Annotated in this window: 13 protein-coding genes and 3 pseudogenes; 6 read left to right on the top strand and 10 right to left on the bottom strand. The window is 66.9% G+C overall.

Going from position 1 to position 22,833, the window contains the following annotated elements:
• Positions 1-261: 261 nt before the first annotated feature.
• The 3 genes from tnpA to KGD87_RS35870 all read right to left on the bottom strand — a co-directional run bounded on the left by tnpA (position 262) and on the right by KGD87_RS35870 (position 2,150).
• Positions 262-396 (bottom strand): IS66 family insertion sequence element accessory protein TnpA, encoded by a 135-nt coding sequence (tnpA, locus tag KGD87_RS37130; RefSeq protein ID WP_502887985.1) that lies wholly within the window; start codon positions 394-396, stop codon positions 262-264.
• 163 nt (positions 397-559) lie between these two features.
• Positions 560-1,498 (bottom strand): IS21-like element helper ATPase IstB, encoded by a 939-nt coding sequence (gene istB / locus KGD87_RS35875; protein WP_284665401.1) that lies wholly within the window; start codon positions 1,496-1,498, stop codon positions 560-562.
• Positions 1,485-2,150: a Mu transposase domain-containing protein gene (locus tag KGD87_RS35870; protein ID WP_284665400.1), complete on the bottom strand. Its 666-nt coding sequence runs from the start codon at positions 2,148-2,150 to the stop codon at positions 1,485-1,487. The genes istB (KGD87_RS35875) and KGD87_RS35870 overlap by 14 nt, the downstream gene beginning before the upstream one ends.
• 550 nt (positions 2,151-2,700) lie before the next feature.
• Between KGD87_RS35870 and istA the strand changes: the two are divergent.
• Positions 2,701-4,244, top strand: a pseudogene (gene istA, locus KGD87_RS35865) (IS21 family transposase).
• Between the two features lie 142 nt (positions 4,245-4,386).
• Positions 4,387-5,145 (top strand): IS21-like element helper ATPase IstB, encoded by a 759-nt coding sequence (istB, locus tag KGD87_RS35860; protein WP_284665399.1) that lies wholly within the window; start codon positions 4,387-4,389, stop codon positions 5,143-5,145.
• A gap of 109 nt (positions 5,146-5,254) precedes the next feature.
• Here the strand turns inward: istB (KGD87_RS35860) and tnpB are convergent, their stop codons facing one another.
• Both tnpB and KGD87_RS35855 read right to left on the bottom strand, forming a co-directional pair.
• The gene (gene tnpB / locus KGD87_RS37015) at positions 5,255-5,404 is read right to left on the bottom strand and encodes an IS66 family insertion sequence element accessory protein TnpB (protein ID WP_350102639.1); all 150 of its coding nucleotides are present in this window, start codon (positions 5,402-5,404) and stop codon (positions 5,255-5,257) included.
• Positions 5,405-5,421: 17 nt separating this feature from the next.
• The gene (locus tag KGD87_RS35855) at positions 5,422-5,745 is read right to left on the bottom strand and encodes a hypothetical protein (protein ID WP_284665398.1); all 324 of its coding nucleotides are present in this window, start codon (positions 5,743-5,745) and stop codon (positions 5,422-5,424) included.
• Here KGD87_RS35855 and KGD87_RS35850 point away from each other — a divergent pair.
• Positions 5,739-6,356: pseudogene (locus tag KGD87_RS35850) on the top strand (phage portal protein); the annotation flags it as partial. The gene KGD87_RS35855 and the pseudogene KGD87_RS35850 sit on opposite strands and share 7 nt — an antisense overlap.
• An 870-nt stretch (positions 6,357-7,226) precedes the next feature.
• On the opposite strand, the gene KGD87_RS35845 reads toward KGD87_RS35850, so the two are convergent.
• From KGD87_RS35845 to KGD87_RS35825, 5 genes are all read right to left on the bottom strand, one after another.
• Positions 7,227-7,685: a hypothetical protein gene (locus KGD87_RS35845; RefSeq protein ID WP_284665397.1), complete on the bottom strand. Its 459-nt coding sequence runs from the start codon at positions 7,683-7,685 to the stop codon at positions 7,227-7,229.
• Between the two features lie 70 nt (positions 7,686-7,755).
• Entirely contained in the window at positions 7,756-17,082 is a 9,327-nt protein-coding gene (locus KGD87_RS35840; protein WP_284665396.1) for an RHS repeat-associated core domain-containing protein, read from the bottom strand.
• Between the two features lie 4 nt (positions 17,083-17,086).
• Positions 17,087-18,589: an IS66 family transposase gene (gene tnpC / locus KGD87_RS35835; protein ID WP_284664471.1), complete on the bottom strand. Its 1,503-nt coding sequence runs from the start codon at positions 18,587-18,589 to the stop codon at positions 17,087-17,089.
• Positions 18,590-18,895: 306 nt separating this feature from the next.
• Positions 18,896-20,314: an ISKra4 family transposase gene (locus KGD87_RS35830; RefSeq protein WP_284665395.1), complete on the bottom strand. Its 1,419-nt coding sequence runs from the start codon at positions 20,312-20,314 to the stop codon at positions 18,896-18,898.
• Positions 20,315-20,409: 95 nt separating this feature from the next.
• Positions 20,410-20,691, bottom strand: coding sequence for a hypothetical protein (locus tag KGD87_RS35825; RefSeq protein WP_284665394.1), 282 nt, complete (start codon positions 20,689-20,691; stop codon positions 20,410-20,412).
• A 136-nt stretch (positions 20,692-20,827) separates the two neighbouring features.
• Here KGD87_RS35825 and KGD87_RS35820 point away from each other — a divergent pair.
• The 3 genes and pseudogenes from KGD87_RS35820 to KGD87_RS35810 all read left to right on the top strand — a co-directional run.
• Positions 20,828-21,052: pseudogene (locus KGD87_RS35820) on the top strand (sensor histidine kinase); the annotation flags it as partial.
• Positions 21,053-21,430: 378 nt separating this feature from the next.
• On the top strand, positions 21,431-21,976 hold the full coding sequence (locus tag KGD87_RS35815; protein WP_284665392.1) for a hypothetical protein: 546 nt from the start codon (positions 21,431-21,433) through the stop codon (positions 21,974-21,976).
• A complete protein-coding gene (locus KGD87_RS35810) occupies positions 21,948-22,679 on the top strand; it encodes an ISAs1 family transposase (protein ID WP_284665391.1) in 732 nt (243 codons plus the stop codon). Before KGD87_RS35815 ends, KGD87_RS35810 begins: the two co-directional genes overlap by 29 nt.
• Positions 22,680-22,833: the final 154 nt, after the last annotated feature.

The following is a 22,833-nucleotide window of genomic DNA, read 5'->3' as shown; positions in this document are numbered from 1 at the left end:
TCAAAACGTGCGTCATGACGCGAGCGATGCGCATGACGAGCCGCTGGGGCCTCCCTTCCGCTTGATAGGGGTCGGAATCATGCCCGGCGCAGACGCCTCAACTCCTCTCTGCCTGCGTGTGGACACTCCCAACCTTCCTGCGAACGCAGGGAGGCTGGTGCAGCACGCGCGGGTCTACGAGGGTGTTGTTGGAAAGACCGCGACTCCAGGCAGCGCGGCGCTCGTACCTGTGGTGGAGCCCGAAGACTTCCCGTAGCTCTATCACCTTGGCTCCATGCTCCGGGCCCTGCACATTACGCGTCTCGGGCGCATCTTCCCACGGCAGTACTCCTCCGCGCTCAGCCCACTGGTGCGCCACTCCTCCACTCGCTTCTTCCACAGCTCCGCATTCGCCATGCGCACCGCCTTGCGCGCTCCGGCTCATCCCCTCCAGACGGGGCTCATGCTGCGGATACCCGTTTTCGGAGTGGGCCACCATCTTCCCCAACGCCGCGTGCGCCATCGCCCTCATGGACCGCGTCATCCACCACGCGAGCATCATCAGCATCGAGGGCGACAGCTACCGCAGGCGCATGGCCGAGGAGTCACGCGCGCAACGCAAGGCCAAGAAGAGCTGAGCATCCCCGCTACTCTCTGCTGCCCACCGGCCTCGCTCCGCGCCCCTCAACCGGGGCAGGAGCGAGGCCGTCTTGCATTGGCTCGACTCGATACCCGCGCCTGCCGATGACCCGAATCCCGCGCTCCGCGATGACCGCGTCGATGACCAGAATCCCGCGCTCCGCGATGACCGCCAACATTCGATGACGAGGACGTGGGCGTGGTGGAGGAGTCGGTCCATGGCGGCGCTGGCCATGAGTGGGTCGCCAAAGAGAGGCGGCCACTCCTTGATGGAGCGGTTGGAAGTGATGACGGTGCTGCGGCGCTCGTAGCGCTGACGGACCACCTCGTAGAGGTCCATCGGCTCGTCCTGAGTCAGTCCGCGCAGGCCGAGGTCATCGATGATGAGCAAGTCGGGGGAGGTGAAGCGCAAGAGGCGCTTGTCGTAGCTGCCCTCGCCCCGGGCGGCCCGCAGTTGCATGAGCATTTCATGGGCGCCGACGTAGAGGGCGCTGAAGCCGGCGCGGCAGGCGCGGTGGCCGAGGGCCTGGGCCAGGTGGGATTTGCCGACGCCAGTGGGGCCGACGATGAGGACGTTGTCGTGGCGCTCCAGGAAAGAGCAGGTGCCCAACTCCAGCACCTTGGCCTTGGGGACGCTGGCGTTGAAGTGGAAGTCGAAGTCCTCGAGGGTGCGGGCATGCTCGAAGGAGGCACGGCGCACGCGCTGGGAGAGTTGCTTGGAGTCGCGACGCTCCACCTCGTCGCCCAGCAGGCGGTAGAGGAATTCGGAGTGGGAGAGGTTGTCGTCCACGGCCTGCTGGGTGCGCAGTTGGAGGGACTGGAGGACGCCGGACAGGCGCAGCTTCTTGAGCATGGGAATCAGCTCGTCAGTGGGACTCAATTTCGGACTCCTGAGGCACGGCGGGGTGGTGAAGCAACTCGGCCACGCTGCGTGCGAAGCGCGGCTGAGGCAGGGAGGACGTCGCGGGGGCCGCGAGGACAAGGGGCAGCGGCTGCAAGTCGAGGCCCTGGCGCAGCAGATTCTTGAGGCCGCCGTAGGCGTAGGTGCCGTAGTAGTGGGCACGCCGGGCGGCGGCGCGGGCGCGCTCGGGTGGGAAGCCTTCCAGGTGCGTGACGATGGCCTGCACGGCGCGCAGTTGAGAGAGGACTTCGTCGGAGTCGAAGACGGCGCGCACGTAGGTGAGGACGTCCTCGCCCAACCGTGCGGCGCGCTCCTCCCAGTAGCCGCGGCTGCGGTGGCGCAAGTCGGCGCGGTGCTGGGGCAGGTGCTCCTCGCGGGTGGCGTAGAGGCCCGTGCCGCGCCGGGCGTGGGTGGCGACGCGGACGTCCTGGGCGTACACCTCCAGGCTTGCGTCGGTGACGCGCAGCCACACGTCGCTGCCCACCAGGCGCCAGGGCACCGAATAGAAGCGCCTCTCGAAGAGGACGTGGCTGTCCTGGTGGACGCGCGTGGGCTTCCAGACGACGGGGGTGAAGCGCTTCTCGGGCAGGGGCCGCAGCGAGGGCGATTCCTCCTCCCGGAAGACGTCCACCGGACGCCGGCCCGTGCCGCCGCACGTTGGCCACCTCGGCCAGCCACTCTTTCAACTCCGCGCGCACGACGTCGACGTCCTGCCCCTGGCGCCCCTTGAAGAAGCTGGACTGGACGTATTTGACGCCCGCCTCCACCTTGCCCTTCTTCTGGGGCGCGTACGGCGGCGTCGGGTCGACTTTGAAGCCGTAGTGCCGCGCCACCTCGCGGTAGCTGCGGTTGAGGGCCGAGGGCACGTCCGGCGTGAAGGCCGCGCGCAGCACCGCGGCCTTCAGGTTGTCGGGCACCACCGTCTCCACCACTGCGTGTTCCGGGGCAAGCCGAGCACCGATTCCGGGCCAAGCCGAGCAGCGATTCCGAAGCAAGGTGAGCAGCCGTTCCGGGGATGCCGAGCAGGCATTCCGGGCATGTCGAGCACCGATTCCGGGGATGCCGAGCAGGCATTCCAGTGAAGCCGGGCACCACTCGTAGTGAGGAGTGGGCGGTCGACAGAAGCGTTGACGGCGCTGGGCAGCAGCAGGCCACTCCGCCCTCCCGATTTGGAGGTGGAGATGGCGGCACAGAGGCTGTCCATGCGGAAGTTGAGAGAGCTGTTCCGGTTGCGGTTCGAGGCGAAGCTGACGACGCGGTCGATTGCGGCGAGCCTGGGCATCGGCAATGGCACGGTGTGCGACTACCTGGGGCGGGCGCGGGTGGCGAAGCTGCCGTGGCCGCTGCCACCGGAGTTGGACGATGATGCGGCGCTGGCCGCGCTGCTGTTCCCCGACGACGCAAAGGCGTTGGCGGAGCGTCCGGAGCCGGACTGGGCCCGGGTGCATGCGGAGCTGAAGAAGAAGGGCGTCACCAAGCTGCTGCTGTGGCAGGAGTACCTGGAGGCGGTGCCGGGCGGCTACCAGTACAGCCGCTTCTGCGAGAGGTACGGGCGGTGGCTGGCCACCGCCAGCGTCACCCTGCGCCAGGAGCACCGTGCCGGTGAGAAGTGCTTCGTGGACTTCAGCGGGGACGGGGTGCAGGTGGTGGACGCGGCCACCGGCGAGGTGCGGGTGGCGAAACTCTTCGTGGCGGTGCTGGGGGCCAGCAACCTGACGTACGCGGAGCCCGTCTTCAGCGAGGACGTGCCCACGTGGGTGGGCTGCCACGTGCGTGCCTTCGAGTACTTCGGCGGCGTCAGCGAGTTGGTGGTGCCCGACAACCTCAAGGCGGGCGTCACCCGGGCGCACCGGTACGAGCCGGACTTGAACCCCACGTACGCGGACCTGGCGCGGCACTACGGCTTCGCGATTCTGCCCGCGCGCCCGCGCAGGCCGAGGGACAAGGCGAAGGTGGAGGTGGGCGTGCTGCTGGCCGAGAGGTGGATTCTGGCGGCGCTGCGCCACCGGCACTTCACGTCGCTGGCCCAGGTGCAGGAGGCGGTGAAGCCGCTGCTGGAGAAGCTCAACACGCGGCCCATGCGCAAGCTGGGCAAGTCGCGCTGGGAGCTCTTCGAGCAGGTGGAACGCGCCACGCTGCGGCTCCTGCCGGCGCGGCCGTACGAGCTGGCCTTCTGGAAGAAGGCGCGCGTCAACATCGACTACCACGTGGAGCTGGAGGGCCACTGGTACAGCGTGCCGTACACGCTGGTGGGCAAGTCGGTGGACGTGCGTCACACCGAAGCGTGCGTCGAAGTCTTCCTCGGGGGCCGCCGCGTGGCCAGCCACGTGCGCAGCCAGCAGAAGGGGCGCTTCACCACGCAGGCCGAGCACATGCCCGCCTCCCACCGGCAGCACGCCGAGTGGACACCCTCGCGCCTCATCCGCTGGGCCGAGAGCGTCGGCCCTCGTGCGCGAAGCTGGTGGAGGAGCTCATGACGAAGCGGCCCCACCCGCAGCAGGGCTTCCGCTCCGCGCTGGGCGTGCTGCGCCTGGCCGACGAGAAGAAGTACGGCAAGCCTCGCGTGGAGAAGGCGTGCGCCCGGGCGCTGCGCCACCGCGCCGTGGGCTACAAGTCCGTCCTCGCCATCCTCCAGCACCGCCTCGAGGACGTTGACGAGACGACGGCCGACAAGGGCCCGCTGCCCGAGCACGAGAACGTGCGCGGCGCCCACTACTACCACTGACAGCACGCGCGGCTTGACGGCCGTGCGCGGACATTCCCCGTCGGTGCTGGCCTCAAGTCTCCCAGCATCGGAGGTAGCCGGCGCGCGCCCTGGCAGCCGGGCGCGCGCCGGCCGGACGACGAGACTGCAAGGAGCGCAAGAGATGCTGGTGGAACAGACGCTGGAGAAGCTCAACGCGATGAAGCTGTACGGCATGGCCAACTACCTGCGCAGCTGGGTGGAGAGGCCGGGGGACAAGGGGCTGGGTGCCTCGGACCTGGTGGGCCTGTTGGCGGACGCGGAGTGGATGTACCGGGAGAACAAGAAGCTCACCTCGCGGCTGCAGCACGCGAAGCTGCGCCAGCAGGCGTGCCTGGAGGACATCGACTACGCCCATGCGCGGGGCCTCACCAAACCGCAGGTGCTGGAGCTGTCCACCTCGAAGTGGGTGGCCGACAAGCAGAACGTGCTGCTCACCGGGCCCACCGGCGTGGGCAAGAGCTTCCTGGCATGCGCGCTGGGACAGAAGGCGTGCCGTGACGGCTACAGCGTCGTGTACCGCCGCGCCTCACGCCTCTTCGACGAATTGGCCCAGGCCCGCGCGGACGGCACGCACCCGCACGCGCTCAAGCGGCTGGCCAAGGCCCAGGTGCTCATCCTCGACGACTTCGGCCTGGAGCCACTGGGCTCGGCTGAGCGCAAGGAACTGCTCGAAGTCCTGGAGGACCGCTACCACCAGTCCTCCACGGTGGTGACGTCCCAACTGGAGCCCAAGGACTGGCACGCCGTCATTGGCGACGCGACGCTGGCCGACGCCATCCTCGACCGGCTCGTCCACAACGCCCACCGCCTCCGGCTCGCCGGGGACTCCATCCGCAAGGCGGACGCGAATTTGACGAAGGCGCGTAAGCAGGTGAAGTGAACGAACGTCCCAGCGTCGCTGACGCTCCGACTGCTCGCCATGCCCGGAACGGCTGCTCGGCTTGAGCTGGAATGGGTGCTCACCTTCGCCGGAATACGCAGCTGTCGCTCTACAACTTCACCGCCGTCCGCTGCCGGTTACGGAAGACGAATACCGTTCCGCTGAAAGGGTTTTCCGCGAGGGCCGCACGGCACTGTTGCGCCAGCCCATCAACGCCCCGGCGGAAGTCCACCGGCTCAATGGCCACCAGCACTCTCATTTGAGGAGTGATTTGAATCATGGGCCCCGCAGCGCGGCCACCAGGGCCGGCACGTCGACGCCCTGGCACGAGGCGGGCACGGTGAGCGTCAGTCGGTTGCCCTCCCGGGCCACGTACTCAATGACGAGGTTGGCGGCGGGGGCCGGCCCCAGCAGTTGCGCGGCGCTCACCTCAAGGAAGCCGTCCGGCCCGCTCGCCGCGCCGGCCTGACGCTTCGGCGGGTGCGCCGCCGACGTCCGGGCCTTCAGCCCGGCGTGGCCCACCCCCAACGCGCGCGCGACATGGGACACCCCGTAGCGCTGCGCCGCCGAAACCGCCTCCCTCCACAGCGCCTCTGGCATCCGTCCCTGCTGGCTACGCGTCAGCCGCCACTGCTGCACCCGCCCGCGCAACGCCTCCAACTCTTCCGCTGCTATACTGCCTCTCGCCACCGTGTCTCTCCCGGTCCGCTCCAATGGGCCGTGGACGGTACCGGGGGGCACCAGGGCCCTTCACGCACGTCTGCCGGAAGGACACGGTAGGGGCGCGCGTCGACGAGCCCGCCAGCCGCCCGGGGGGGGAGGAGTCCGTGGCCTTCAGTGAGGCGGGCGCCCTCCAGCCCCCGTATGAGCCGGAGGCCCTCTGCCTCCTCGTCGAGCACTCCAACTCCCTTCGCCAGAATGTCGACGCCTACGCCACCAACATCGACGGCTTTGGGTACCGCTTCGAGCCCGCCATCGACTTCGACGGGGATGGGGCGCAAGAGAAGGTGGCCGACGCCATGGCCCTGGAGCGCCTCGCCGCGCGTGACGCCGGCACGCTTCCTTCCGGGACGCCCCTACTTCCCACGGACGAGGAAGTCGCTGCGCATGCGGAGGAAGTGCGCCAGCAGGCCCGGGTGGAGAAGGCCCGCCTGGAGTCCTTCTTTGACTTCTGCTGCTTCGACTCCAGCTTCGTCGAGCTGCGCCGCCGCATTCAGCGCCTGCTGCTGCGTCGCATTGGCCACTGCCCACTGCTCCTGCGCCGCATCGGCGCCCGTGCACCTCTTCGGGGGCCATCACGGATGTGACCGGGTAGTAATACGGACACGACCCGAAGTTCGGCTGCAACTCACCAATCTTTTCCCGGTCCGAGGATTAGGATCTCGGGTGCGGTTACAATCGAAGGCGCTGGCCGCAGGTCAGGTGGCGAGAGCCATCCCATCGGGCTGAATCAGTGAGGCTGAAGGCTCGTTCACAGAATGGGCAGACGACAAAGCGGTCTGGCCTGACGAGCGCGGGCTGCTCGGGCAGGTCCCAGGCGGACCGTGGTGGAGGCTCCCACCTGGGTGGCATTGGAGGTACCTCGAAGATGCGAAAGTCAGGCTGGATGCACCCTGGGCGATTCACCCGCAGGAGGAACTCCGAAGTGGAGCCCCCCTCCTCTAGCGGGGCGAAGAGCTGGAGCAGGACCTGCACTCCGTGCACCACCCAGACCTGTCGTTTCGAGTCAGTGACGGGTCCAAAACCAAAGCGGTGCGCGAGCGCGTGCACGCAGGGGAGGGCATCCACCACCTCCTCCTCTGAGTCTTCGCTGAGGACGACGTACTCCACCCCCCGGGGGCCCAGAAAGAAGTAGCCCCTCACCCGCACGGGGCCGACGCCCTCTACAAGGTTCGGAACGATAAGGGGCGCTCCGACTCCTGGCATGTGGCGGATGTAGGCCTCCGGGTGGAGTTCCCGGAGGGTCGCCTCGTCGTCGCCCCACCGGGTCCTGCCGAGGCCCTCGGCCAGATTGTCCGTTACCGCGCGCCAGGGCCTCATCGCCCGTCAGCGCCTCGTGCGTGTAAACCGCTCATGAGGAATCACTCCACAGGGGGGTAGTTCTGAATGATGAATCTGCGCAGTGCCATATCCGAAGGGAAGAGCCTCGGCAATCCCATGGCTTGACGGAGGGCTTCCTCGGCACGAAACGCGCGAAGCTCAAGCAGCCGTGTTCGGGGCTTGCCCCCCACCGGGGTCATCTGCCCGTTGATGTTCAGTTGCATGCCAGGGGGGAACCTCAACTTCATCCCGGGCAGAGAAAGATTTCTCATGTAATCAATCTGGTGAACGCCTTCATGTAGCACATCCCCAATGTGGACGTAGGCCGGACCATTCGGAGCCTGCTCGGTGGCGGCATAGACCGTATCCTGATACGCGAAGGCCCGCGTCCCCACCTGCCCGCCGATCTCAAGGGACTTGTTATCGAGAGTCGCCTGCGGAGCAAACTTGAACTTCGTCTTTTCGCCGGGAGGGACCTTGCCTTCCAGCAGGTCAGCCACCTGATCAGCCTCTGGCGTCTTCCCTCGCAGTTCCTTCGCGAGGGCCTGCTTAGTGGCGCGCACCAGATCGTCATTCGGAGGCGGGCCTGCCTTGTTTGCATGGTACGGCGTCCGAACCGTTCCTCCGCCGACTGACTCTACAACTTGAGTCACGCCTCGCGTGGGAGCCGCCCCCGTCCCCACGTCTCCACCAACGCGATTGTCCGCAAAGCCAATTACAGACCGCTTCACAAGCAAAACATCCGATGATGGATTCCACGGCCCGTTGGCGAGATCCAGCGCCGCTACTGACGCGTCCAGACAAGCCGAAGGGTCCCGGTACACATAACAGCCAGTAGCTCCGGTCACGATACCAACGGTGTCCAGCGCGGCCTCCCCGACTACGACCCCCCCCCCCCGCCAGCCCTAGCTTGACCATGGCCGCATGGAAAATCGCTGGCCCTATCGCAACCCCGCTCAGCACTGCAGCCCCTATGGCCGCGCCGATGCCACGCCCCTCCTGCATGACCTCGTACTGCTCGTCGCCAATGGTCCCATCCGCGAGCATCTGCGATTCGATGATTGCGTCACCGCTCCATGGGTCATGCCCGTTGACATCCCTCCACTTCAGCGGATTGGTGAATGCATACGCGTACCGATGCAAGCTCGGCGCATCGTCCAGCGAGCCCTCGTAGGAGTCGCGGCTGATGAAGATGCCCGACTCGGCGTCGTAGTACCTGGCGCGAGCGTAGGTAAGACCCGTCTCGGTGTCATACTGGTGCCCCGTGAAGCCCAGCTTGAAATCCCCTGCGGAGGGAGCCGTCTCGTTGCGGTGATTGCCCCAGGCGTCGTACTGGCGCACGTCAGTCACCGCGCCACCGGCGGACATAGCATCCGTCACACTGCCCAGTGCGTCTGTTCCGAGGAAGCTCGTCGTGGTGGTTGAGGCCAACTCGCTGACGGCCAGAGGCCCCTTGCCGTAGTGGTAGCGCCGCCGTGTCGGGTGTTGCGCCTGGCTGCCGTCCGCCTCCTGCAGCACGAAGGCCTCGTCCAGCACGTACTCCACATTCTCCGTGGCCGTGCGCCGCTTCGTGCGCTGCAGATTGACATCGTAGTCGTACCGCCCGACTTCCTGGCCGCCCTCGTAGACAGTCGTAAGGGTGTTGCGGATGTCCCAGGCCAGTTGCCGCGTCACACCCTGCTTTTGCCGGGCGATGAGGTTGCCGTTGTTGTCCCAGGCCAACGTCACGTCGCGCGTAGCGTCCTTCGCGTCCGTCTGGGTCAGCGCTCGGTCCGCCCTGTCGAAGGCCGTTGTGACATCTACCAGCACGTCGGCAGGTGCCAGCGCGAAGAATGCCGCAGCAGTCAGGGATGCTACCGCCGAGCCTGGTGCCTTCCTCTCCCCCAGGCGGTTGCCCACGTCGTCCAGCCGGTACAGCGTCGCTTGGCCGTCCGGGTACTTCACCCCCACCAACCGGTCCAACGCGTCATACCCGTACGTCGTCGACTCGGACGTGCCCAACGTCTGCGTGGCGGGGAGGGTGCGCTGCTCAACCTGTGACGTCCGGTTGCCATTGGCGTCATAGCCATAGCCGTACCGGCTCACCACCGCGGCGGGCGTGCTGCAGGCGTCGGTAATGGCTCCCTTGGCGCTGAGGACGTCAGTGAGGCGCCCCACCGCGTCATAGCAGCGCCGCTCCTCGATTCCGTTGGGGTAGTCGGTGCCCTTCAGCAGCCCGTCCGGCCAGTACGTGTACGTGGTGATAGCCGCGCCCATGGTGGCGGTGCGCACCCTGTCCAGCGCGTCGTAGGTGTACACGGTGGCCACACCGTCCGCATCCTCCACCCGCTGGCGGTTACCCTTCGCGTCGTACCCGTAGCCGACGCGCTTGCCATCGTAGCGCAGTTCCTCCTTCAACCTGTCCAACCCGTCGAAGGTGCGCACCGTGGTTTCCACCGCCAGGCCCGCCGCGGCCTGCTTCGTCTCCACCACGGACGTCACGTTGCCATTGGCGTCGTACTCGTACTCCTCGCTGTCCACCGAGGGCAACTCGCGCGGCTGCTTGTGGCTCAGGTACGTCCGCGCCTCCAGCCTATTGAGGACACCATGCGTCTCCAGCGTCAACTGGCCTTCGGCGTCCTGTCGCGAGGAGACATTCCCCTCGTCGTCGTAGCCTACGTGCCAGTGCAGCGTATTTACGCCTTCCGCGCCCGGCACGCTGCCGCGCTGCTGGGGCGTCAGCCGCGCGTGCGCGTCCAGGTGCTGGTATTCGTCCGTACGGCGATTGAGGGCATCATAGGCATACGTTGTCAGGTTGCCGTTGGCGTCCTGCTTCGCCATCAAGTTGCGCCGCGCGTCATAGACGAAGGAATAGACGCCCTCCAACGCATCCTCCACAGACAGCAGCTTGCCCTCCTCGTCGTACGCGTAGCGAGTGACGAAGTCGCCTGCGCATGCGTGCGACTTCACCGCCGCCACGTCCAACCCGCTCGCCGCGTTATGCGCCAGCGTTGCGCCGCCCAGCGGCCGCTTCTCGCACTCCTTGTTGCCAGCCGCGTCAAAGGCGCGCGTCGTCACCTGGCCCAGCGAGTCCTCGCTGCGCACCGCCCGGTTCAGGTCGTCGTACGTGTGGCGAACGTCGTACGCCACCCCCGTCACCCGGGCACTCTTCACCTCGAGCACGTTGCCCACTGCATCGTACTTCGAGGTGGTTCGCGCGGCCTCCGCCGTCCCCAAGCCTTGTGTCGCCTCGAGAAGCCGGCCAGCACCGTCATACACGGACTCGGTAACGTGGCCGTTAGCGTCCGTCACCCGCGTGGGGTGACTGCTGGCGTCGTACCGCGTCTCGCCCGTCTGCGTATCCACCCCATCGCTTCGAACGGTGCGCTCCACGCGGCCAAGGCCGTCCATGTAGCGCACTTCCGTCGCGACACCGCGCCTATCGCGAAGCGTCTGAGTCCTGGCGACATCGTCGTACTCGTGGCTCTGCGTGTAGACAGCGGACGTAGACTGCAAGTCAAAGTCCCACTGGAAGCGCAGCCGGCTAGCGGCGTCGTACGCGTATGTCGTGACGTACCCCTTCCTGTCCTTCTCCTCACGCTTGTCGAGGAAGTCGAAGCGGGTTTCCCGCTCGTGGCCTAGCGCATCCACCGTCCGCACCTCACGCCCTAGCGCGTCCAGGTACCGCCGTGTCACGTGACTTCGCGCGTCCGTCTCCTCCACTTGGACGAGGCCAGCCTCGGGCACGTCGACGTAGGCGCGCGCCGTGCGCGTCAACTCCTGCCCGCCCGCGGAGAGGCTTTCCACCAGTACGTCTCGCGTCTGACGGCCCAGCGCGTCGAAGAAGGCCTTGCGCAGAATGCCACGCCCGTCCACCTGGGCAATGCCGTGGCCCTCCCCGTCATAGGTGGAGGACTCCGTCACTCCCATGGGGAGGCGGCGCAAGGTGCGACGGTTGAGGCCATCGAAAACCTCCTCCGTGCGCCGGCCCAGCGCGTCCACCACCGCACTGCGGTTGCCATTGGCATCATACTCGTACCGCGTGACGAGCCCGAGGGCGGGCCCCACGCGCGCGTCGTCGGGGTTTCGCGTCAGCGGCGAGGCGCCGTCATCCACCACCTGGGTGAGGACGCGGTCCAAATCGTCCAGCTCAACGGTGGTAACGAAGCCACGCCTATCTCGCACGTGGGCCCGGTGCTGCTCGTCGTCATATTGGCTTGCCTGCGAGTACGTCCACGTTGTCGGTGTGGCGCCCCCGCTTCTCACCACAGACTCCGTCACCCCTAGCGGGCGGTTGAGGCCGTCATACGTGGTAGTGCGCGCCAGGTGCACCACCGCCCCCTGCCGACTCTCCACTCGGGTGACGTTGCCATTGCCGTCGTACTCGCGGCGCTCCTCACGGCCCACCGCGTCCACGGTGGAGGTCCGCCGGTTGGCGAAGTCATATGCATACGTCGTCGTGTGGCCGTTGCCGTCCGTCTCCGAGAGGAGGTTGCCTACCCTGTCATAGCGCCGCGTCACCTCGTACCGGCGCTGCGTGGAAGTCGTGAAGGACTCAGAGGGCACCTCTGGCGTCGTCACGCCTACCATGCGGTACAGCGAGTCCAGCCGGGACTCAGTCCGGAATCCGTGCTTGTCCTCCTCCCAGACGCGGTTGCCCGCGGCGTCGTAGCCGTAGCGCGCCACCACGCCGGCCAGGCCCACCTGGGTGGACTCCCCGCCCTGAGCCTGGAAGCGCGCGCCATCACGCACCGCCACAGTCACCTTCGTCGGCCGGTCCGCGAAGTCATACGCCGTGTAAGTCACCACCCCGCGCCGATCCACCACTTCCGTGCGGTTGCCGGCCTCGTCGTAGAAATAGGACGTCCTCAGCTCCGTCGTGAGGTCTCCTCCTGACTCCGTCACCTCCTTGACTCGATTGAGTCCATCCAGCGTCAACCGACGCGTCAGGCCCAGGCCATTCGTCTCCACCTCCACCTGCCCGCCCGGGTAGTACTGGTACTCCGTCGTCAGCCACGGCCCCTTGTCGTTGCGGCGCTCGTTACGCACCATGCGGTCCAGGCCGTCGAAGACTCGGTGCGTCTTGTGGCCCAGCGTGTCCGCCTCATCCTCCAGGCGGCCGCGCGCGTCATACCCGTATGTCGTCTCAATGAACCTTCCGCCGAACGTGGGCGTCCGCTTACGCGCTGCATGGCCGAATGCGTCGTACTCAAGAATGGAAACGACATTCCCATTTCCATCAACGACAGCGGACACGTCCCCCCTGAGGGCTCCCGAGGGACAGGTGCCACCCGGCAACTGGCAGTACCGCTGGCCCGTCACAATGTCCTGGGGAGAGGGCGCCACCGTCTCAGCCAACTCAAGGCAGCCCGCCGCCCCCAGCAACGAAGAACTCGCCACGGCAGTTGCAAGCGTCCGCGTTTCCAGTGGCAATCCAGTCCCAGTGGGCGTCGCAGTCCTCGGGTCCATCCCAGCCGAGTCCAGGGTGATGCGCGTGACGCGGCCTTCCGCATCAATGTGGCACGTCGGGATGCTGAAGGACGCGTCATACGCCCAGCGCTCCACCACCGCAGGCACAGGCTGCCCCTGGGCATCCCGCACGACCTCCGTGCCCACCGCATCGTCACCCGACGCGGCCAGCATCGGAGTCTCCACCCTGCGCTCCACCATGTTGCCGAAGGCGTCGTAGCGATAGCGCGTCACCCGGCCTCGTGCGTCTTCCTCACTCTCCTTGCGAAGGTGCGTCGCGTCCCATTGAGCGCGGGTACGGGCCACCAGCGTTCCACTCAGCGGGCGCTCCACCTGCACGGCGGCGCCGTACGGATTCATCCGGTACACCGTCTCCGGCACGTCAGGCCGCGGGCCCTTCACCCGCGTCTCATACGTACGCACGGGCTGACCGAAGATGGGGAGCGTGTTGGGCTGCAAGGCGTACACGAATTCTGTCGCCGCGCCCTCCGGCTCAAGCACGCGCTTCACGCGCTCTCGCTTGTCTCCGAAGCGGAGGAAATCCGCCTCGCCAGGCAACGTGTCATTCTGGGTGTAGTACTCGTACCGCGTGGTATTGCCGTTAGCGTCAGTGTACGCAGCGAGGTTGCTCTGTAGCCGCTCGTCGAAGCTGTCGACGTATTCGTACTTCTCTTCACGCAGGATGGGGGCCCCCGCCTGCGAGCAACTTCCGTCCAGGCGGCGCACGCCAGCCAGGTTGGCGCGCAGGTCATAGGAATAGGACACGCAGACGCCCAGAGAGGTAGCAGTGCCGTCCTCGGGCACCTGCGAGGGCGCATATGGGTTTTCCATCAACTCCACGTCGGCCAGCAGCGCGTGGGGCGCCCCAGGTGGACGCACATAGCCAAGTCGCAAGAAGCGTTGGTTGCCAGCCTCGTAAATGCGCGAAACGTCGCCGTCGATATCCGCGCCGCCGTACTCCAATATCGCGGCGTGCCCTGAAGTATCCGTCACCGACAGCAGCCTGTGCCGCGGCGGGCTGATGGACGCATCCACCTGACCGTAGCGATACTCCACGCCGCCCGGCGCACGGAAGACGAGTCGCTCCTGAGAGGTGCCCCCCACCTGCGCCACCTCGCGACGGAACGTGCCATGAAAACCACGCTGCGCTGTGCATTGCCCATTTGCAGCACACGTAAACACCTGACCACTGCCCTCACCACCCACCACCATGTAACGGAATTCACCGCTGCGCCTGTCCGGCACCACGAAACTGCGGTAGGCGTGCGTCCAGCCGCGCCCCAGTGGCCCACGCTCAAAGCCCTGGTTGCTGTAGCTACGCGTAAAGGCCAGCGCGGGGCCTCGTCCCTGGACGCGCAAATCCTCCGCCTGTTTGACGAGGTGACCGTCCACCACGCTGACGCCCTTGACGAAGGTGTGCCCCACGGGGAGCGCCCCCGCGTCTTCCACCGCCGTCTTCAGCGTGAGGCGCTGCGTCTGCGTCTTGTCCGGGGTCGACGTCGGAGTGAAGTCGATACGCACCTCCTGCCCCGACGGGTCTCCCGGCGGCACCTGGAGGCTCAGCACTCCCATTTGCGACACCAACTCTGGCGGCGGAGCATTGCCCGCAATCGCCTGAATCTCCAACTGCCCCGCGCCATTACGCACCAGCCGGCCACGACTGAGCATTGTGGGACCAGAGGTGACAGTCACGTCCCCCTCATCCCCCACGCAGAACTCCAGTCGCGCTGGGACCAGAATGGGCTTCTCGGTGGCCGTAACCGCAACCACGTCCGTGCCGGTAGGCGTCGCCGCCGACTCGAAGTTGCGCACCGGGAGAATAACTTTCGCGCCCAGCTCGCCGCCGCTGGCCAGCAGACGGCTGCCTGCGGGCGCGAGGCGAATGACACCGCCGCCAACGACCTCGGTGATGGCGTTGGAGATACTGAAGCGAATGGAGTGTATCTCCACCTGGATTTCTCCACCGTGTGTCCCCGGCCGCAGCGGTAGGTTGACGGTTTGGAGGGTGCTTGGCAGCAACTCGATGAGGGAGGCATCACCGGGAAGGCGGGGCCGGCCAGCGAGGCCTCCTTCTCCGAGGAGTACCTCCCCAGCCACGTCAGGCTTCTCGATGAAGCGCACGTAAATGGGGTAGCCCGCGGGATTGGATACCGAGAGCTGCGCGAAACCGTCATCCACGGAGGCACCACTACAGGGGCTGGCCACCGGCTCACCTGCTGGCACTCCCGTCTCAACCTGCACCTTCGCTTCTTCTGAGCCGAACGAGTAGACGACCCCACCAGGGTTCACCAACGCGAGTTGCTCCCCCCGCTCGGTTCGTTCAATCACCGACGCATTCACGTAGATGTACTGCCGCCCGCTGCGCACCAGGTACCTGGGCCAGAACACCACGCGCTGGTCGTCGTCGATTCCTCCACCGATGCCACTTTCGGTCAACGGCGTCTCCACTTGGTCGGAGAGAGTGGAGGACTCCGACGCGACCCGGATTCGCACCTGGACGCTCGCGAGGTCCGGCTCATCTCCCTTTACCGGCTGCCAGGAGGTGCCGTTCTCCGTGGTGCGCAACACCTGCGCCACCAGGGGCTCGGGGAACTCGCCGCCAAAGACGCCACTGAAATGGGTGCCCAACGTCTCCAGGCTGAGCGCGTAGCGCATCCGGTTTTCAGAGACTGGGGGTAGCAGCGCCTCGACAACATAGCTGGCGCTCACCGGACCACCGGGAGACTGCGCTGCGGCCGTCACCACGTAGTCGCCCGGAGTGGGCCCCGGAACATAACCCGCCGTTACCTCGCCAAGCGTCGGCGTCTCAAGCGTCAACGTGGGAGTGACATTCGGAGAACTCAACAACTGCGTCTGACCAGGAGGCACTGCGGCAGGACTGAAAAAGCGCCCAGTTCCTGGATCTCCGGACCAGGTGACCGACACGTTGGCCAGAGGATTGTCATACCGGTCTACGGCCTTGGCCCTCATGGAGCGGTTGGTCTCGATGCCAGCGATGGTCCGCTCGATGCGCAGCGCGCCTTCAGTCTGGATGCGGGCCAGGGGGCCCGGTTTACCAAGGACTGTGAAGGGGCTCGCGAGCAGGAGAGTGACGTCCCCATTCGTCGTCTGGGCCATGACCTCGTTGAGCCCCCAGAGCTGGCTGGCGGGGCGCGGGATTGTCGGCGTCGGCGCCACCGGCACCTCAATAGCCCACTTGCGGATGTCTGTATCCGGAATGACGAGAACTCGGGCACGCCCGGTCCTATCAGTCATCACCGTAATCGAATCCACCTGCGTGCCTGGCGCGCCCTCCGCGGCAAAGCGAGGCACCGCCCTGCTGGACTGCGTGTTCGGCCTGAAGGTGACAGGCGCCGAGCTGACCGGCACGCCTTCCGAAGTAGTGACGTACACAGCCAACGGCACCGCACCAGGAGAGCCCACCTCCACTTCCTGAAAGTCGGTTGCAGGCACCTTCACGAGGTTTGCGATGCGCGATGAATCATCCGTGGACTGGGGTGCATCCGGGCCCGCGAGCTGCTCCACCAAAGTGGCATCCAACCAGGAGCTGGGGAGTACAATCGTCTGTCCACCCGAAAGCCGTCCAGAAAGGAAGTAGCCGCCTTCTTCCGTGAGCGGGTTCCTGGCGATGTAGCCCGTCCCTGTCCAATCCCGAAGCTGGAGGGGCTCCTGAGGAATACGTACCTCCCATCCACGTGCAATCAGGTCCTCCACATCGCGGCGCACTTCATCCGAGGCAGCAAGGAGGGGCAGCTCCGTCGGCGCGTTGTTCGGGGTGATGGAAAGGATGGGCATGCCCTGCGCATGGGCCCGCTGAATCACAGTCACTGCGGCGACCGCGTCTTCTTGCGTGCCCTCAGTGAGTACCCTCGCTTCCTGGTAGCTTCCTTCGTAGCCCGCCATGCGGAACAACGCCCTGCCCCGCCCCGCCACAAGCTCCAGCGGCGTCATGGTACGCAGGTCCGCATCCACCTCCAGGCCCTTCCAGATGAGCCGCTGCGGAACACCCATCGTCTGCTCCAGCTCGAGCTGGTTCTGCACCAGCACCACGCTGGCGGTCGGATGGAGGGGCACCACCTGAAGCAGGCGTGCCAGTTCGCGCTCTCCTGCTGTCCACGCGTTCACGTAGGCCGCAGCGCGTTCGTAGAGAAAGCGCGGTGCGTCTCCGTCCTGCGGGTCGTCCACGTCCAGCAGCACAGGTGAGTACGCGTTGCCAGGAGCCCCCACGCCGAGGGCCACCATATTGCCGGCGAGAATGCGGTTCTCCAGCCGTCGCTTCGAGCCATCCGGCAGGAGCAACTCCACTGTCCAGGTATGTTCCACCCCCAGGCCGACCGGCCGGGTGCCGAGGGCTTTCTCCTTTCCGTCCACGCGAAGTTGCGGCAGCACCTGCACCACTGCGGCGGGCGCCTGGTAGAGGCCGCCGCTTCGCTGAACGTAACCGTTCACCGACTCATGCTGCGTGCGCGGGCTGAGGGACTTCCGCAAGGGGAAGCAGCGAGGGAGGCGGCAGGCTCCGGCGGTGCGTGCGCAGCGTGTCCGTGAGGAAGTCCAGTACGCCCCGCTCTTGCAGTTTGAGCGTGGTGACGGCGGTGAAGATGCGCTCGACGAAGCAGCTGCCCTCGGGGCCTTGCGTCCCGAATGACGTCTTGCGGTACATGACGGCGTGGCGGATGCACTGCTCGCCGAAGTTGTTCGTCGGCTCGATGTCGGGCACGTCGACAAAGGTCCAGAGGCACTCCTCCAGTTTGAGGATTTCTCGTGCCATGCCCGCCGTCTTCTTCTCCGCGCGTACCTCGGCCTCACGCAGCAGTCGGCCCACCGTGCGTCGTACCTTCTTCATCCGCTGCTCGAAGTCTTCTCGAGCCAGCGTCCCATCGCGCACCCGGTGCCACCACTTGAAGAAGCGGTGGCGCTCGCGCATCAACCGCTCGCCAATGCGGCAGCCTTCGCCTCCGCGGTCGATGAAGCCTTGAAAGTCGCGCGTTAAATGGCTCCAGCAGAGTTGGCGCAGGCCCTTGTCATACCAGTCATACCCGGCCCACCTGTCCGTGGTGAGGAAGCCCAGGAAGCCCTCCCCCAGCAGGGCTTGGGCCACCTTGCCGCCACGACTCCGCGCGATGTGGAACACCACCACCAAGGCCGTGGCGACCACCCACAACCAGGCACGATGGCCCCGGCCATCCTTGCGCCCCTCCACCCATCCCGTCTCGTCCGCGTGGGCCTCGTCGGCCGCCTGCACATATGCGAGGGCCTCGGCCACCGCTGGGGCCAATGCGTCCGTCATCTCCCCTTCGAGATTCACCACGCTGCCCACCGACAAGTCCACGCCTACCATGTCCGAGAGGGCATCCTTCACCAGTCGTTTGGACAGCCGGTACTTGCCTACCAGCAGACTGGCCAGCGCCCCCAGCCTGTCTCCGAAAGCGCTGCGGGCGTGCGCCGGCACCGGCTGGCGCGTCAGCGTGCCGCACGCGCGGCACTCCAGGGCGTGGCTGCGGTACTCGGTGACGACGGCCGACAACGGCGGCACTTCCACTACCTGGTGGCGGCGCGGCTCGCAGTCTCTGCCCTCCAACCGGTGCCCGCAGCCTTGGCACTCCTTGGGCACCAACTCGACGACGTGCTGCACGGCTTCGGGCGGCAGGAGACTTCGCTCATGTTTCTTGTGCCCTGGCTGACCACCGGGGCGGCGGCCCGTGGGCTTCTTCAGCGGGCGCGGCGTGCCGGGGGCGTCCGCGGAGGGGGGCTTCGAGGAGTTGCTCGAATTGAGATTCAGCCGCTCCTTCAACTGCCGGTTCTCCTCGCGCAGCTGCCGGTTCTCCTCGCGCAGCTGCCGGTTCTCCTCGCGCAACCGCCGATTCTCCTCCTCCAGGTGCGCGATGCGCCCCAGCGCCGCTTCCAGCAGCGCCTCCAGCTTCGCAATCCGCGCGTCCCGGGGGTCGAGTTCCGCCACGAGTGGCGGTGTGTCACGCCGCGGCCAACACCGTCGAGCGCCGTCCCGCCCACCGTCCGCTGCCCCGATGTCTCTTCAAGCAGGCACCAGCCGGTGAACGGTTACGACCGGGGAAGTTGCCCTCCCCGGCCCCCCACAGATCCGGACGTGCAGAATTCCCGCATCCGGCTCTTCGGAGAAGGGATTCGCTACGTGGCGTAGATGGAGTGCGTGACACGGGCGCGCGGCAGCGGATTGGACTGAAGCAGTTGGTTGAATCGCGGCCACGGGATGGTGCCTCTCTGGGGGGTGTGGCTCTCGTACTGATCACGCGGCGCATTGCACCTCCGCGCGCTGCGACGCGAGCGTGAGGTTCATGGCGGAATCCCAGCGGTCCGAGAGCACCAGGGCGCGCAGGTCCAGGATGTGCTGGCCAGACGCCTCCTTCCAGCGGGCACCTGGGCGCTTCATACGCAGGGCGACGAGAGACTTGCAGGTGGCCTCCACGTTGCCGCTGCCGATGGGCAATCCCAATCCCCGTGCCTCGGCGTAGTGCATCCGCTCGCCATGGTTCTCCAGGTAGGTGAGTGCCTCGTGCACCGGTCGCCGGTCTGCGAGGACAATGTCCCGCTTGCCGGAGGCGTGCAGTGCACTGGCGATGGTCCACACCGCCCCAGGCGTGTTGAGCAGGGAAAGCTTCCACTTCTCACACAGCACGGAGGCGTGCGGCTGCCCTGCAACCACGAGGGCTGCGGACCCGAGCTTCTCCATCAGGTGCCAGAAGTCCACCAGACGCACCACTTCGTCGGCCGCCGGGGCGTGAGCGGCGAGGGCCTCGTCCAGCAACGCGTGCAACTCGGGAGCGCCATCGGTGAGGACGATGACATGCAGTGCGGGCTGTCTGGAAACCAGCGCATGGACATCGCGAGCCAGGCGCTCGGCCAGCGCACGGCAATCGCCCTGGGGCATCCGCCCGTAGCGGAAGGTGCCCAGCGCTTCGCCGTGGGCGTCGTGGAAGGTGAGGCAGGCGGCGTAGGCCATGCGCCAGACGACGTCCACCGGGCGCTTGGGCGCGCCCTGACGAGGCCGCCCCACGGGGCGCTTCTTCGGCTCCTGCATGGGCACCGCCACCCGGTCCATGCTGACGCTCACGCTGTGCGTGCCTCCGGGCGATTGCAGGGCCTCTGCCAGCGCGGCCTCCACCCGGGGCCGCTGGTGGCCGTACAGCCCGCCCACCTCGTGGCCCACGCGCTCAAACGAAGCGCGGCAGTAGGGCAGCACGCTCAACTGGCGCGCCGTCGCTTGCGCCTCGCGCGAGGTGCCACGGGCCAGCAGGTACGCCATGGGCACCGCGGCCTCGGGTAACCAGCCGTCGGCCACGCACCCGGCACGCATGCTGACGGTGTCCACCGTGGGGCCGTTTCTCACCCCCACCTGCCGGTAGAGGCTGCGCTCTATTTCGACGGGGCCTTGCCGCGTCTTGTACGTCGCCGTGTACCGGCCGACTCGGGCGTGGACCTGGCCCGCGAGGTGGAGGCGGGGCTCGTCGACGTCGTAGCCTCGAAGCAACCTCCGCTTCGCATCGCGCTGCAACGCCTCGGCTGCCTCGTCGATGGCCTCCAGCGCGCCGTCCGGGTCCACCTCCCCGAAGCTCTGACCCTCCTTGGCCTCCCGCCGCAGCTTCGCCTCCATGCGCTTGAGCAACTGCGCGACTTCCTCCGGTACATCGAGCGTTACCTTGGGCATGGGCACACCTCCTTTGATGCAACCCACTGGAAGCCTCGTACTGTGCTGACGAGCAGGTCCCCAACCGCTCGATTCCCCGTCAGCTCATCCAACGCTCAGGATCGGATCCAGACCCAGGGCACCCACTTCGCGAACAACCGCCACACGTCGACGCCAGAGTTGGACAGCAGTCGGTCCACCTGCTTGATGGCGCGCTTGCCTTCCAATCCCCGCGCCTGGGAGAGCGCCAGTCCGATGGCCCTCAATGAGAGGCTGGCGGCGTGCACGGCGCCCAAGGTGGCATTGGACAGCGACAGCACACGCTTGGCATGGGTGTCCGGGCCGACGGCTTCCTCAATGAACCGATGCACCTCGGCGTGCGTGATGGATTTCGACATGCTCCGCACGATGCAGGACAACCTCTGGCGCCGAAAAGAGCGCGCCTCACTGCCGCTTCCCGCGCTGCTCCGGCCCCAGCCAACCACTGGGGACAGCACTTGACGCTCGGCTCAAATGAGGGGACGACTCAGGTCCGTGCGAGATTTCGGCGTCGGCATCCCGCGCAAGGACCAGACGCGCATCTTCGAGCGATTCGAACGCGCGGTGTCCTCGCGGAACTATGGGGGGCTCGGGCTTGGGCTCTGGATAAGCCGGCAGGTCGTCGAAGCCCACGGTGGCGTCATCCGCGTCGAGAGCGAGCCCGGGAACGGCGCCACATTCACCGTCGAGCTTCCGTACTCTCCTGGCAACAGCGACTGAGCGCCGTCACGAACCGGTGTGGCGACCCTCGCGTTGTTCGCTGTCTCATTTGTGCGTCAAACACACGTTGCGGCACCGCTCCCCCTTTGGCCAACACCCCACAGGCACAAGGCGAACAGGCGGGCCACCTGGCAGGCCTGATGCGTTTTCTCGGGGTCGGATTTGAAGAAGGGTCGTCGGGTCGCGGGGTTGCGCGCGGGAGGGGTGAGCGGATTCGTACACCACCTGACGGGTGCCCTGGATGATCGCCCCCTGGCGGGTGGGTTGTGCTCGAAACTGAGCGCGGCAGCCGGAGGCGGAGGGACGGGGCCGGCGAGCCCCATCCCCCCTATGCCCCGCTCCGCGAGACGCGTGGAGCGGGGCGAGAAGGAGTCGAGCATGGGTGGACTTCGAGGACAACAGCGGCGCGTGCTGCGGCAGGCGCGCCTGCCGTGGGATGACGCGGTGAGGGACCCGCGAGACTCGCGTGGCACCCGCCATGAGCACCTGGGCCTGTTGGGGCTGGTGGTGGCTGGCTTCGCGGTGGGCAAGAAAGGGTTGAAGCAGGCCGCGCAGCTGGCGGGGGATGTGGGAGCGCGGACGCGCAAGCGACTGGAGTTGCCGCATTCGGTGAGGGGCTCGACGCTCTGGCGTCTGCTGCGCAAGCAGCAGCCGGGCGGCCTGAGGGAGACGTTGAGGGCCCAGGCGTGCGAGGTGCTGGAGGATTCGAGCGCCCCCCGCCTGCCATTTCCCTTGGGCGTGGTGAGCGTGGACGGCAAGAGCTTGTGGACGACGCACCAGGGCGAGGTGGAGGGGCTGGAGGCCGTCGCCAACGACGAGGAGGGCCGCGCACTGTGGCGACTGGGCGCGCTGCGGGCCGTGCTCACCAGTGCAGCTGGCGGCGCCCTGCCTGGACTTGGAATTCATCGGAGCCAAGGAGGGTGAGTCTCCGGCCTTCCGGCAGTTGCTTCCGCGGGTGGTGGAAGCCTTTGGCGAGCACTTTGGGGTGGTGACAGCCGACGCGGGGCTGACGGCCGCGCAGAATGCAGCCTTGGTGCGAGAGCTGGGCAAGCACTACTGTTTCGGGTTGAAGGCCAACCAGCCCACCCTTCACGAGTACGCCATGCGGGCCATCGCCTCCAAGCAGTGCCCAGCCCGCTCGCGCACCGAGGAGCGGGCGCATGGGCAGACAGTGGTGCGCGAGTTGTGGACGCACGCGCTGACGCCTGACGAGGTGAACTTCCCTGGAGCGCGCACGTTGCTGCTGGTGCGGCAGCAGCACTGGGACGACGAGGACAACCTCCGGGCGGAGGACTACCGCTACTTCGTCACCTCGCTGGACACCACCGTCTTCAACTTCCACCAACTGCTGCGGCTGGTGCGGGTGCATTGGGGCATTGAGAATCGCCACAACTGGACGCTGGACGTCGTCCTGGGCGAGGACGCGCGCCAGCCCTGCCGCCCAACGCGCACGGCCCTGGAGGTGGTGGCCTGGCTGCGGGCGATGGCCTTCAATCTGCTCGCCTGCTTCAGAACGCGTCTGCCTCCGCAAGGCCGTCACCTCGTGGAGTGGACACGCGCATGCGAGCTGCTGCGCGACAGCCTCGTCCATGGACGACGACAGGCGGCATTGGTCATACCGGACTGAGGGCTCGCCGGCCCTCCCTCCGCTTCTGGCCGCCACTCTCCTCCATGCGCACGGCGCCCCGGCCGAACGGCGAAGCTTTGCCGCACCGCGCCTCACTCTCACGCGGCCTCCTCACGAAATCGCAGACACCCGAGAACGCATCAGGCCTGGGCCA

It is taken from the genome of Myxococcus sp. SDU36, assembly GCF_030168875.1.
GTDB classification, from domain to species: domain Bacteria; phylum Myxococcota; class Myxococcia; order Myxococcales; family Myxococcaceae; genus Myxococcus; species Myxococcus vastator.
Note: the sequence above shows the minus strand (reverse complement) of the source record. Positions and strands in the feature narration are given on the sequence as shown.